The 12625-nt window shown below is 64.6% G+C and carries 10 protein-coding genes; all 10 read right to left on the bottom strand.

The genetic code is table 11. The features are described from left to right. Positions 1–58: 58 nt before the first annotated feature. The 10 genes from murC to rsmH are packed head-to-tail and all read right to left on the bottom strand — an operon-like array spanning position 59 to position 12322. Entirely contained in the window at positions 59–1468 is a 1410-nt protein-coding gene (murC, locus tag IYX23_RS11935) for a UDP-N-acetylmuramate--L-alanine ligase (protein WP_196392961.1), read from the bottom strand. A gap of 2 nt (positions 1469–1470) precedes the next feature. Then, positions 1471–2580, bottom strand: a complete 1110-nt coding sequence (murG, locus tag IYX23_RS11930) for an undecaprenyldiphospho-muramoylpentapeptide beta-N-acetylglucosaminyltransferase (protein ID WP_196392960.1) — start codon at positions 2578–2580, stop codon at positions 1471–1473. A gap of 13 nt (positions 2581–2593) precedes the next feature. After that, complete coding sequence (locus IYX23_RS11925) at positions 2594–3748, bottom strand: putative peptidoglycan glycosyltransferase FtsW (protein WP_196392959.1); 1155 nt, start codon at positions 3746–3748, stop codon at positions 2594–2596. Next, positions 3745–5172, bottom strand: a complete 1428-nt coding sequence (gene murD, locus IYX23_RS11920) for a UDP-N-acetylmuramoyl-L-alanine--D-glutamate ligase (RefSeq protein ID WP_196392958.1) — start codon at positions 5170–5172, stop codon at positions 3745–3747. The genes IYX23_RS11925 and murD overlap by 4 nt, the downstream gene beginning before the upstream one ends. A gap of 2 nt (positions 5173–5174) precedes the next feature. Beyond that, the gene (mraY, locus tag IYX23_RS11915; RefSeq protein ID WP_196392957.1) at positions 5175–6257 is read right to left on the bottom strand and encodes a phospho-N-acetylmuramoyl-pentapeptide-transferase; all 1083 of its coding nucleotides are present in this window, start codon (positions 6255–6257) and stop codon (positions 5175–5177) included. A gap of 9 nt (positions 6258–6266) precedes the next feature. Then, positions 6267–7685 carry a UDP-N-acetylmuramoylalanyl-D-glutamyl-2,6-diaminopimelate--D-alanyl-D-alanine ligase gene (locus tag IYX23_RS11910; RefSeq protein ID WP_196392956.1) on the bottom strand — a complete coding sequence of 473 codons (1419 nt, stop codon included), beginning with the start codon at positions 7683–7685 and terminating at the stop codon, positions 6267–6269. Further along, positions 7682–9133, bottom strand: a complete 1452-nt coding sequence (locus IYX23_RS11905; RefSeq protein WP_196392955.1) for a UDP-N-acetylmuramoyl-L-alanyl-D-glutamate--2,6-diaminopimelate ligase — start codon at positions 9131–9133, stop codon at positions 7682–7684. The genes IYX23_RS11910 and IYX23_RS11905 overlap by 4 nt, the downstream gene beginning before the upstream one ends. Next, complete coding sequence (locus IYX23_RS11900) at positions 9133–10908, bottom strand: penicillin-binding protein 2 (protein ID WP_196392954.1); 1776 nt, start codon at positions 10906–10908, stop codon at positions 9133–9135. The genes IYX23_RS11905 and IYX23_RS11900 overlap by 1 nt, the downstream gene beginning before the upstream one ends. Beyond that, the gene (locus tag IYX23_RS11895) at positions 10905–11318 is read right to left on the bottom strand and encodes a hypothetical protein (protein ID WP_196392953.1); all 414 of its coding nucleotides are present in this window, start codon (positions 11316–11318) and stop codon (positions 10905–10907) included. The genes IYX23_RS11900 and IYX23_RS11895 overlap by 4 nt, the downstream gene beginning before the upstream one ends. Then, entirely contained in the window at positions 11318–12322 is a 1005-nt protein-coding gene (gene rsmH / locus IYX23_RS11890; RefSeq protein ID WP_196392952.1) for a 16S rRNA (cytosine(1402)-N(4))-methyltransferase RsmH, read from the bottom strand. The genes IYX23_RS11895 and rsmH overlap by 1 nt, the downstream gene beginning before the upstream one ends. Positions 12323–12625: the final 303 nt, after the last annotated feature.

Below are 12625 nucleotides of genomic sequence, written 5' to 3'. Positions count from 1 at the left end.
CGTTAGGGTCCCCTCTCCCGCTTTAGCAGGGGAGGGACAGGGAGGGGACAGAGCAAATTCACCCACTCTGCCCCGCCGCGAGCTGCTCCGGCAGCGCATAGGCCCATTGCGTGATATTGCCGGCGCCAAGACACACGACATAATCGCCTGGCGCGACGATCTCGCGAACCATCGCCGCCAGCACTTCGGGAGAGGGCAGCCCCATCGCGCGGCGATGGCCATGCGCCTTGATGGCGGACACAAGCGCGTCGCGATCGACGCCCGGTATCGGCTGCTCGCCTGCGGAGTAGACGTCGGCGATGATGACCACGTCGGCGTCATTGAAGCAGGTGGCGAAAGCATCAAAAAGCGACTGCAGCCGCGAATAGCGATGCGGCTGCATCAGCGCGACGACTTTCCCCTTGGTCGAGGCGCGCGCTGCGCGCAGCACAGCGGCGATTTCGACCGGGTGATGGCCATAGTCGTCGAAAATCTGCACGCCGTTCCATTCGCCGGTCTTGGTGAAACGCCGCTTCACGCCGCCAAAGCCGGCAAGCGCCTTGCGGATTTGTTCGGGCGAAAGGCCGAGCTGATTGGCGACGGCGATCGCCGCCGTCGCGTTCAACGCATTGTGATGGCCCGGCATCGGCAGGACGAGATTTTCGAGATAGATCGCCTGCGACGTCTTGCGGTCGCGCAGCAGCACATTGAACTTCGACACGCCGCCCTCAAGATCGACGTCGAGCAGCCGCACGTCGGCCTGCGGATTTTCGCCATAGGTGATGACGCGGCGGTCCTCGATGCGGCCGACAAGCTCCTGCACCGTCGGATGGTCGAGGCACATCACCGCGAAGCCGTAGAAGGGAATATTTTCGACGAAGTTGCGGAAGGCTTCCTTGATGGCGTCGAATGTATGGAAATGGTCGAGATGTTCGGGATCGATATTGGTGACGATGGCGACGTCCGCCGGCAGTTTGAGAAACGTGCCGTCGCTTTCGTCGGCCTCCACCACCATCCAGTCGCCGGCGCCAAGACGCGCATTCGTGCCATAGGCGTTGATGATGCCGCCGTTGATCACGGTCGGATCGAGGCCGCCGGCGTCGAGCAGCGTCGCAACGAGCGAGGTCGTCGTCGTCTTGCCATGCGTGCCGGCGATGGCGACGCATTGCTTGAGGCGCATCAGCTCGGCCAGCATTTCGGCGCGACGCACGACCGGCAGACGTTTTTCGCGCGCCAAGACAAGTTCGGGATTGTCGCGCTTGATTGCGGTCGAGACGACGACCACTGCGGCTTCGCCGAGGTTTTTCGCGTCATGTCCGATGCTGATCGTCGCGCCCTTTTCGACGAGACGCTTGACGTTGGCGTTCTCGGCTGCGTCGGATCCCTGCACCTTGTAGCCGAGATTGAGCAGCACTTCGGCGATTCCAGACATGCCAATGCCGCCGATACCGACGAAGTGAATCGGGCCCAACTCTTTCGGCAGTTTCATTCCTAGCTCCGTTTCGTAGCGCCTGTCCGGGCCACGTCGATAATCAGATCGGCGAGACGATCGGCGGCGTCGGCGACGCCGACCCGTCTGGCGGCTTCGGCGCGCGCGGAAAGCTGCGCCGGCGCATTGATGAGGTCACAAAGCCGCCGCGTCAAAAATTCCGGCGTGAAGTCGCTCTGGCGCACGGTTTCCGCGCCGCCCGCCGCTTCGAGAAAAGCGGCGTTCGCCGCCTGATCCTGGTCGAGCGCATGCGGCAGCGGCACCAGCATCGCCGGACGCCCGATCACCGCAAGCTCCGAGACGGTCGAGGCGCCGGCGCGGGTGATGACGAAATGCGCCGCCGCGAGGCGCGCCGGGAAATCAGCGAAAAAGGGCGCAATCTCGGCGCCGACCCCAGCGCCGGCGTAGATCGCCTCGACCCGCGCGATATCTTCAGGACGCGCCTGTTGAACGACGGAGATTTTCGCGCGCAGCGCGTCGGGGAGCGCGGCGACGGCCGCCGGCACGATGTCCGCCATGACGCGGGCGCCCTGAGAGCCGCCGGCGACGAGCAGCCGGAACATTCCCTCGTCGAACGAAGGATAGGGCGTTTCGGCGGCCTCGAGCACATTGGGACGCACCGGATTGCCGGTGACGACGAGCTTGCTTTGCAGGGCAGCCGGCACGGCGAGAGTCGGCAGGCCGGCGGCGATTCTGTCGACGCGGCCGGCGAGGAAGCGATTGGCCTTGCCCATGACGCCATTCGCTTCGTGCAAAGCGCTCGGCACGCCGAGATAGGACGCCGCAAGCAAGGGCGGGACGGTCGGATAGCCGCCGAAACCGATCACCGCGGCCGGTTTGAGCTGTCGCAACAGCGCGGCCGCCTGCGCCGTGCCGAGGGCGAGACGCGCAACCGCCTGGGCCTTGGCCAGCAGCGAGCCGCCCCGCGGCGTGCCGGCGGGGATCACATGCATGGCCCGCGCCGGAAAGGCGCCGCCGTAGCGCAGGGCGCGCTCCTCGGTGACGAGCTCCACCGCCAGCCCGCGGGCGGCGAGCGCATGCGCGAGCGCCTCGGCCGGAAAAAGATGGCCGCCGGTGCCGCCGGCGGCGAGGAGTATCGGCGAATCGATCATACTGAGGCTTTTATCACGCGGCGGCGGGCGCGCCCGTCGCGGCGAGCTCACTCAGCATGCGGGACCGCGGCCGCTTGCGCGTGACGGCGAGCAGAAAGCCCATGCCCAGCGAGAGCGAAATCAGCGAAGAGCCGCCATAGGAGACGAAAGGCAGCGTCATGCCCTTGGCGGGCATGAGATGCACGTTCACCGCCATATTGATGCAGCTCTGCAGGCCAAACAGCATCACGAGTCCCGCGGTCGCAAAACGACAGAAGGGATCGCTGTTGCGCGCCGCCGAGAACAATCCCCGCACCACGACGAAGGCGAAGACCCCGGCAAGCGCGATGCAGACAAGAACGCCGAACTCCTCGCCGATGACCGCAAAGATGAAATCCGTGTGGGAGTCGGGCAGGATGCGCTTGATGACCCCTTCGCCTGGCCCCTTGCCGAACCACGATCCGGCGATGAAGCTCTCCAGGGCCGTCTCCGACTGGAAATTCGCGGGCACGCCCGCGACCGGCGGCGGCGGCTCCAAAAAGGATTCGATGCGCGCATGAACGTGCGGCACGAACTTGTAGGCGAGCAGCGCCGAGACGCCGCCAAGCCCGCCCAATCCGACAACCCAGATCCAGTGCAAGCCGGCCATGAAAAACAGCGCCGCCCAGACAATCGAAATCAGCATCGTCTGGCCGTAGTCCGGCTGCATCATCAGCGGCACGATCGCGATCGGCAGGAGCAGAAGCGCGATCAGATTGCCCGGAACGTCCTTGCGACGCGCGCCTTCGGAGAAGGCCCAGGCGACGAGCACGACGAAGGCGGGCTTCAAAAATTCAGAGGGCTGAACGCCGAAGATCCATCGCTTCGCGCCCTTCACTTCCTGACCGTAGAAGATGGTGGCGAAGACGAGCGCAAGAGAGACGATGAAGATCACGAGCGCCAGTCGGCGCACGTGACGCGGCGAAAGAAAGGACGTCGCGATCATCAAGACGAGCGCTGGCAGAAGATAGAGCACCTGCCGGTTGACGAAGTGGAACGTCGGCAGATGCAGCCGCTCCGCGACGGGCGGGCTGCCGGCCATGGCGAAGACGAGGCCGGCGACGATCAGCAGCGCGAGGCTTGCAAGCAGCCAGCGATCAACTGTCCACGCCCAGTCGGAGAATAGCGTTCGTTCCGCGCGCGAGATCATGTCTCATCTCCTTTTCGCGCCGCGATCACGGCGGGAAGCCCTTCGACGACGCCGCGAAACGCATTGCCCCGCGCCTCGAAATTGGCGAACTGGTCATAGGAGGCGCAGGCCGGCGACAGCAGCACGACCGGCTCCGGCGCGCCTTCGGCAAGCGCGTCGAGCGCCGCGCGCGTCGTCGCGACGTCGAGCGTTCCGCAATGTTCGAAAGGCAGCGCGCCTTCCAGCGTGCGCGCAAAATCGCCCGCCGCCTCGCCGATCAGATAGGCTTTGCGGATGCGCGAGAAATGCGGACGCAGCGGTTCGACCCCGCCCTCTTTCGATCGGCCGCCGAGAATCCAGTAGATATCGGTAAAGCTCACCAAGGCCTTTTCGGCGGCGTCGGCGTTCGTCGCCTTCGAGTCGTTGACGAACAGCGCGCGCTCGATGCGCCGGACTTCCTCCATCCGATGCGGCAGGCCGGGGAAGCTCAACAAGCCGCTCAAGATCTCGTCGTCGTCCAATCCGCATTCCCAGGCGGCGGCGGCGGCGAAGGCGGCGTTCTGCGCATTATGCGCGCCGCGAAGCGCGCGTGCGCCGTCGAGCGAACCGATCAGCTCGACCTCCTCGGGCGGATGTCCCTGCTCGCGGAAATAGACGCTTCGATCCTCGACATAGAACCCCCAGTCGAGCGCACGCTTCCCGGAGACCGGCACGACGCGCCGCTCGGGGGACTCGGCTTCAACGAGGCGCGCGCCGATCGCATGGCAATAGGCGTCGTCGACGCCGACCAGAGCCACTTCCGCTGCGGCGACGAGCCGCTCCTTGATCGCTGCGTAATTTTCGATTGTCCCGTGACGATCTATATGGTCCGGCGTGATGTTGATCAGCACGCCGATCGTCGGCGCCAGCGAGGGCGCGAGATCAATCTGGAACGACGAACATTCTATGACGTGAATGCGCTCGTCGGACGGCGGCTCGAGATCGAGAATTGGCACGCCGATATTGCCGCCGAGCTGAACGTCGCGGCCGGCCTCGCGCAAGATATGCGCGATCAGCGCCGTGGTCGTCGATTTGCCGTTTGTGCCGGTGATCGCGATGAAAGGCGATCCCCCGGCGCGCGCCTCGCGTTCGCGGCAGAACAGTTCGACGTCGCCGATGATCTCGACTCCGGCGGCCTTCGCCGCCAGCACCGTCCAATGCGGCTCGGGATGAGTCAGCGGCACGCCGGGAGAGAGAATGAGCGCATCGAAGCCGCTCCAATCCGCCGCCGCGAGATCCTCGAGCGCTACGCCTTGCGCGACGGCCTTGAGTCGGCCGGCTTCGCCATCGTCCCAGGCGGCGACCTGCGCGCCGCCGGCGATCAGGGCGCGGGCCGTTGACAGGCCCGAACCGCCGAGGCCAAAAAGCGCGACGCGCTTGCCTTTAAAGGTCTCGACCGGCGTCATCGTCACCTCAGCTTCAAGGTCGAGAGGCCCATCAGGGCCAGAACGAAGGCGATGATCCAGAAGCGGATGACGATCTGCGGCTCCTTCCACCCCTTCTGTTCAAAATGGTGATGGATCGGCGCCATCAGGAAGATGCGCTTGCGGGTGAGCTTGTAATAGACGACCTGGATGATGACTGACGCGCCTTCGATGACGAAAAGGCCGCCGACGATGACAAGCACGAATTCCTGCTTTACCGCCACCGCCACGGAGCCGACGAGCCCGCCCAGCGCCAGAGACCCGGTGTCGCCCATGAAGATTTGCGCGGGCGGCGCGTTGAACCACAAAAAGCCGAGCCCTGCGCCGATGAAGGCCGAACAAACGATCGTCAATTCGCCAACGCCGGCCACGTAATTGACGCCGAGATAATTCGAAAAGATCGAATTGCCGACGAGATAGGCGAAGATTGCAAAGGCGCCGGCGGCGATCATCGACGGCACGATGGCGAGGCCGTCGAGTCCATCCGTGAGATTGACGCAATTGCCCGCGGCGACGATGACGAAGGCGCCAAACAGGATGAAGAGCGGACCGAGCGTCGCGACATAGCCCCGCACCATGGGGATGGCGAGCTTCGTCATGTTCTCGCCGCCGGTCTCCATCAGCGCGTAGCAAGCCAGGCCGGCAATCAGAAACTCGAGCGCCAATCGCATCTTGCCCGAAAAGCCGGCGTGCGACTGCTTGGTCACCTTGAGATAGTCGTCATAAAAGCCGATGAGGCCGAAGCTGACGGTGACAAAGAGCACGATCCACACATAGGCGTTGCGCAAATTCGCCCAGAGCAGCGTCGCCGCGACGAGTCCCGAGAGGATCATCAGGCCGCCCATCGTCGGCGTGCCTTTTTTGGTCACAAGATGCGACGCCGGTCCGTCCTCGCGGATCGGCTGGCCCTTGCCCTGCTTGATGCGCAACGCGGCGATCACGCCCGGTCCGAAGAAAAACACGAAGAACAGCGCCGTCGCCGCTCCCATAGCGGCGCGAAAAGTGATGTAACGGAAGACGTTTAGCGGACTGTAAAGATAAGATAAGTCCGCAAGCAGCGTCAGCATCGTCTCTCCTCAGCTCGCCATCTCGGGGGCGAATGCGCTTTTCAAGGCTGAGACGATCCGCGCCATCCGCGAACCATTGGAGCCTTTCACCATCACCACATCGCCGGGACGAACCGCTGCGAGAACGGCCTCTTCCAGCTCCAGCGGCGTCGCCCGATGCGCGGCGCGCATCGAATCAGGCACAGCGTAACTCAAGCGTGACATCAATGGCCCCGAGGTGAATAGCAGATCGACATTGGCGTCGATAAGATCCGGAGCGAGCTCGGCGTGCAGTTCGGCCGCCTGAGGCCCGAGCTCCAGCATGTCGCCGAGCACGGCGATGCGCCGGCCTCCGGGTCCGATGGCCGCGCCGCCGAGCAGCTGCAGCGCCGCCCGCATGGACGTCGGGTTGGCGTTGTAGCTTTCATCGATGAGCGTGAACGCGCCGTCTGGAATCGCTATTTTTTCGCGCTGGCCGCGTCCCGAGGGCGGCGTGAATTCGCCGAAGGACGCAGCAGCTTCCTCCAAATCCACGTCGAAAACGACGCCCACGAGCAGCGCCGCGAGCGCGTTCATGGCGATATGCTTGCCGGGGGCGCCGATCCGAAAGCGCAGACGCCGCTCGAGAATTTCCGCCTCGACCAGCGCGCCTTCGCCGGCGGGCTCGTAAGACAGGAGCCGCGCATGCGCGCCTTCCGTCTCGCCGAAACCAAAGACATGGCTGGCGGTCGGCGCAGCCGCCGCCGCGAGACGCTCGTAAAATCCATCGTCGCGGTTGATGATCGCGACGCCGCCGTCGAGCGCGGAAAAGATTTCAGCCTTGGCGTCCGCGATCTTCTCGATTGATCCGAAATATTCGAGATGAACCGGCGCGATGCGGGTCACGACGGCGACGTGGGGGCGCACCTGAGCGACGAGCGCGGCGATCTCGCCCGCGTGATTCATGCCGAGTTCGAACACGCCAAAGCGCGACTCCGCCGGCATGCGCGCAAGCGTCAACGGCACGCCCCAATGATTGTTGTAAGACGCCGCCGAGGCATGCGTCTCGCCGAAACGCGACAGCATCAGCCGGACCATGTCTTTCGTCGAGGTCTTGCCGACGGAGCCCGTGACGGCGGCGATAAAGGCGGCGCTTCGCTCGCGCGCCCGCGCACCCAGCGACTCGAGCGATTCCTGCACGTCTCTGACGACGAAAAGCGGGCCGGCGCCGGAAAGCTCAGTCGCATGCGCTTCGTCGATGACCGCGGCCGCCGCGCCTTTCTCAAACGCCATCCGCACGAAGTCGTGACCATCGCGCGTCTCCCCCTTAATGGCGATAAACAGATCGCCGGGCTGAAGGGTGCGGGTATCGATGGAAACGCCGGCGGCTTCGCGCGCAAGGCCGCCGCTCGCGCGCGCGCGCAGCGCGCCGACCAGCGCCAATCCCGACCATAACGGCCTCTTGGTCATGGATGATTCTCCTTGAGCGCCTGCGCGATCGCCTCATGATCGGAGAAAGGCAAAACGCGGTCGCCGACGATCTGCCCGGTTTCGTGGCCCTTTCCAGCCACGACGAGCGCATCGCCCGCTTCAAGCCCCGCGACGGCGTTGGCGATCGCCGCGCGCCGGTCTCCGATCTCGATGATGTGCGCCGCGCCGCTACGGGTTCCTTCGAGAATTTCTGCGCGAATGGCGGCGGCGTCCTCGCTGCGCGGATTATCGTCCGTGACGATGGCGACATCCGCCGCGCGGGCGACGATGTCCCCCATCAGCGGGCGCTTGCCACGATCACGATCGCCGCCGCACCCGAAGACGACAATCAGGCGTTTTTTTGTCAGCGGCCGTAAAGTGGCGAGCACTTTCTCCAGCGCGTCGGGCTTATGCGCGTAATCTACGAAAATCGGCGCGCCGTTACGCTGACCGACGAGTTCGAGCCGCCCCGGCGCGCCTTTGAGCGCTTCGAGCGCCGCAAAGACCTGCCCCGGGTCATCGCCGCTTGCGATGGCCAGCCCGGCGGCGACGAGCGCGTTCGAGACCTGGAAGGCGCCGGCAAGCGGCAGATTGACCTCATAGTCGGCGCCATTATGGCGGAGCCGCAGCGACGTCGCTAAGGCGGTCGGCGTCGCCGAAACGAGCTTTATCGCCTCCCCCTTCGAACCGACGCTGCAGATTGTGAGGCTTCTCGCGCGGCAGATTTCGATGACGCGCGACGCAACGTCGCTGTCGGCGTCGATCACCGCCGTCTGGCCCGGGTGCAGCAGCGTGTCGAAGAGCCGCATCTTCGCCGCGAAATAGTCCTCCATGTCGGCGTGATGGTCGAGATGATCTCGTGAGAAATTGGTGAAGCCCGCGACGTCGACGCGCATGCCGTCGAGTCGCCGCTGATCGATCCCGAGCGAGGACGCCTCCATGGCGAGATGCGTCACGCCGCGTCCGGCAAGTTCATCCAGCGTTCTGTGCAGTTCGACGGGTCCGGGCGTCGTCAGCGCTCCATAATGCGCGCCGCGAGAATCGACGATTCCGACGGTGCCGAGCGACGCCGCCTCATGTCCAAGCGCGGCCCAGATCTGGCGCAAGAAGGCCACCACCGACGTCTTGCCGCTCGTTCCCGTAACCGCCGCGATCATCGACGGCTGCCGAGAAAAGAAGCGCGCCGCGGCGAGGGCCAGGGCGCGTCGAACGTCATCGACGATGACAAGCGGCAACGGGCTGTCAGCTCGCTGTTGAGCGACGACGACGCAGGCGCCGCGCGACTTCGCGTCGGCGACATAGGACATGCCGTCCCCGGCGTGGCCCGGGATGGCGAAAAAGGCAAAGCCGCTGCGCGCCATTCGACTGTCAGCCGTCAGGCCGGAGACGGCAAGCCCGCGCAAGGCGGGCTCAAGGTCTGGCGTCGCAAGCAGCTCCGAAATCAGCATCAATGTCCTCCGCCGCCGCGGGCCGGAACATTGGCATAGCCATAACCCAGTTTGGCGAGGAGCGGGAAAGGCTGATGCGGCGGCTCGAAACGCGGCGCAAGGCCGAGAATCGGACCCACGCGCTCGATGATCTCGCCGGTGACCTGTCCCGCATTATAGGCCGCCGTGGCGTAGCCGCCGGTTTCCGGCAAGCCCTGCGGTTCGTCCATGATGGTCAGGAACAGATATTTCGGCTTGTCGGACGGCGCGACGGCCATGAAAGTGTTAAACAGCTTGCTCTTGGAATAATGGCCGTTGACGACCTTTTCCGCGGTGCCGGTTTTGCCGCCGACGTAATAGCCGGGGACGTTCACCTTCCGCGCCGTGCCGATTTCGGCGTTGAGGCGCATGAGATAGCGCATCGCCTCGCTCGTCTCAGGCTTCACGACGCGTTCGGCGCCCGCCTTGGCTTCCTCCTCGCTGCGCTTGATGAAGGTCGGCGTGATCAGATAGCCGCCATTCATCAGCGCGCCGACCGCCATCATCGCCTGGAGCGGCGCCACCGCAAGGCCATGACCGAAAGCGATGGTCATGGTGTTCAACTCGCCCCAATTTTTCGGCACGATGGGTTCGGCGCTTTCCGGCAGTTCAGTGCGCATGCGCGTAAGCTGCCCCATCTTGCGCAAAAACGCCTTGTGCCGCTCCACGCCCTGCCCCATCGCCATGCGCGCGGTGCCGACATTGGAGGAATAGGTGAAGACCTCTGGCAGTGTGAGCGCGCGATTTTGCGCGTGATAGTCGTGGATCTTGAATCGCCCGAAAGAGAGCACGCCGCGCGCGTCGAGCCGTGAATTCAGATTGACCTTGCCGGAGTCGAGCGCCATCGCGATGGTCAGCGCCTTGAAGGTCGAGCCCATCTCATAAACGCCGACGCTCATGCGGTTGATGTGGACAGGATCGAGCGCTTCCGTCGGCTTGTTCGGATCGTAGTCCGGAAGCGACGCGAGCGCGATCACCTCTCCGGTGTTGACGTCCAAGATCGCCGCGGCGCCTGCCTTCGCCTTAAAGTGGGTTACGCCCTTTTCGAGTTCGTCGCGCAACGCATGCGTGACCCGAATGTCGAGCGAAAGCGACACGGGCTTGAGTTCCTCTGGCGTCACGCCGAAGCCGGCGCCATGCAAATCGGCGAGCCCCTGCCCGTCGATGTATTTCTCGATGCCGGCGATGCCCTGATTGTCCACATTGGCGAAGCCGAGCACATGCGCGCCGATCGGTCCGTTGGGATAAACGCGCTTATTTTCGGCGATCAGTCCGACGCCCGGCAGTCCGAGATGAAAGACTTCGTCGCGCTGATGCGTCGTCACCTCGCGCTTCACCCAAACGAAGCCTTTCTTGGAGCCGAGCCGCTCGCGCAATTCGCGGGCGTCGAGGCCTGGCAAAACCGCGGTCAAGAGCTCGGTCGCTTCGTCCTTGTCGATGATGCGGCGCGGCTCGGCGAACACCGACATCACCTTGACGTCGCTTGCGAGCGCCTCGCCATTGCGATCGATAATGTCCGGACGGGACGCCGCGACGGCCTCCGCCGCGGCGCGCCGCGACGTCGCCGCCTCCGGCTTAAATGCGAGATAGACGAGCTTGATCGAAATCACCGCGTAGAGCGCGAGAAAGCCCAGCGCCGCGAGCCGCATGCGCGACGCGCTCAGCGCGAGACTCGTCGAAAACAGCGCGCGCAGCATCGCGCGTATTTTGCCGTTCGGCGGCGGCGAAGGTTGCGTGTCGAGCATCGTCTGCGTCATGGCTTGCGTCGCTCTTGGCTTTGTCCCTGCGCTTTGGGCGTGGTCGTCGGCGCGCTGCCGGGGACGGGCGGCGTCGCCGACATGCTCAATCCGAGCGCGTCGAGCTTCTTGCCGATCGAATCGACGCGCGGCGATCTCTCGGGAAGCGATTGCGCGGTGACGATCTGCGTCGCTTCAAGCTGTTTCATGCCGGGCAGATAAGCGTCGGCGAGCTGCTGAATGCGCTCAGGCCGAGTCATATAAGCCCATTCGGCGCGCAGCACCGCAATCGCGTCGCGCTCCTGCCTGATCTCGATCTTGGTTTTTGCGATCTGCTCGGCGCGATAGCTCGTCTGATATTTGATCGAATAGGCGTAAACCGCCGAACCGACGAGCACGAGAACCGCAACGATATTGAGGAGCCGCAGCATCAGGCTTTTCCCTTGTCGCGATCGGGCAGATGAACGAGGCGCGCGAGCCTTGCGTCGAGCGGGCGAGGCGCCGCCGCCGTGCGGGTCGCGTAACGCAATTTGGCCGAACGCGCGCGCGGATTGGCGGCCGTTTCAGCGGGCGTAGGCGTCACCGGTTGGCGGCCTTCGCAAACGAAACTTGGCGGCGACGGCGCGGGTTCGCCCGGCAGACGGCGGGAACCGGTTTCGCCGCGACCACAGCGCTCGGAGAGAAACTGTTTGACGATGCGATCCTCAAGCGAATGGAACGTCACGACGACGAGCCGACCGCCTTCGGCGAGAAGCCGTTCCGCGCCAAGCAGCCCCTTCAGCAATTCCTGAAGCTCGTCATTGACGGCGATGCGCAGCGCCTGAAAGCTTTTGGTCGCCGGATGAATGTCGCTGGCGCGGTTGGGAGCGACGCGCGCGATCATTTCGGCCAACGCTCTTGTCGTTGTGAAAGGCGCAATCTCACGGTCGTGAACGATGGCGCGCGCGATACGCCGCGCGGCGCGCTCCTCGCCGTAGAAATACAGGATATCGGCGAGCGTCTCTACATCCGCTTCATTGACGATGTCGGCGGCGCTGCGCCCACGTTCCTCCATGCGCATGTCGAGCGGACCCTCGGCGCGAAAGGAAAACCCGCGCGCGGCTTGGTCGAACTGCATCGACGAGACGCCAATATCGAAGACGACGCCGTCGAGCGGGGCGAAGCTTTGCGCGCGCGCGATGTCCTCGAGCTGAGAAAAGCGCGCTTCAATAAGCGTAAGCCTTTCGCCCATCTCTTGGACAAGCGTGCGGCCGGCCTTCACCGCCGACTGATCCCGGTCGAAGGCGAGCACGCGCGTTTCCGGCTGCGCTAGGATGGCGCGCGTATAGCCGCCGCCGCCGAAAGTGGCGTCGATATAGCGGCCCCCGCGATGGATGCCGAGGGCGGCGATCGCCTCCTCGCGCAGCACCGGAATATGCGTCCCAGCGGACGTCATTATCATGCTCCTCACCAGGCGGCGCGCGACGAGAGAGGGTCGGCGGCGCGATCCTGTGCGCCCGAGGAGCGCTGGCTCGTCGAGACGACTCAATTGCGGCTGGGCGGTCTGGATCGACATGGTACCGCGAGGCGTCGGAAGCAGGCTGGTCGCCACGCGCCGATCGGCAACCGGCCTTATTAGGCTTTTTTATCGTTAAGGGAGCGTTTACGGTGGTGCGAATTTGGCGGCCTCAAGGCCGCGCAAAAAGAATGAAGCAAAGCTTTCCGACCCGGCCGACGCCGCTTTTTCGCGAAAGCTATC

Source organism: Methylocystis sp. L43 (assembly GCF_015709525.1).
Lineage (GTDB): Bacteria > Pseudomonadota > Alphaproteobacteria > Rhizobiales > Beijerinckiaceae > Methylocystis.
The sequence above is the reverse complement of the archived record's forward strand: the minus strand, read 5'-3'. Positions and strand labels throughout refer to the sequence as shown.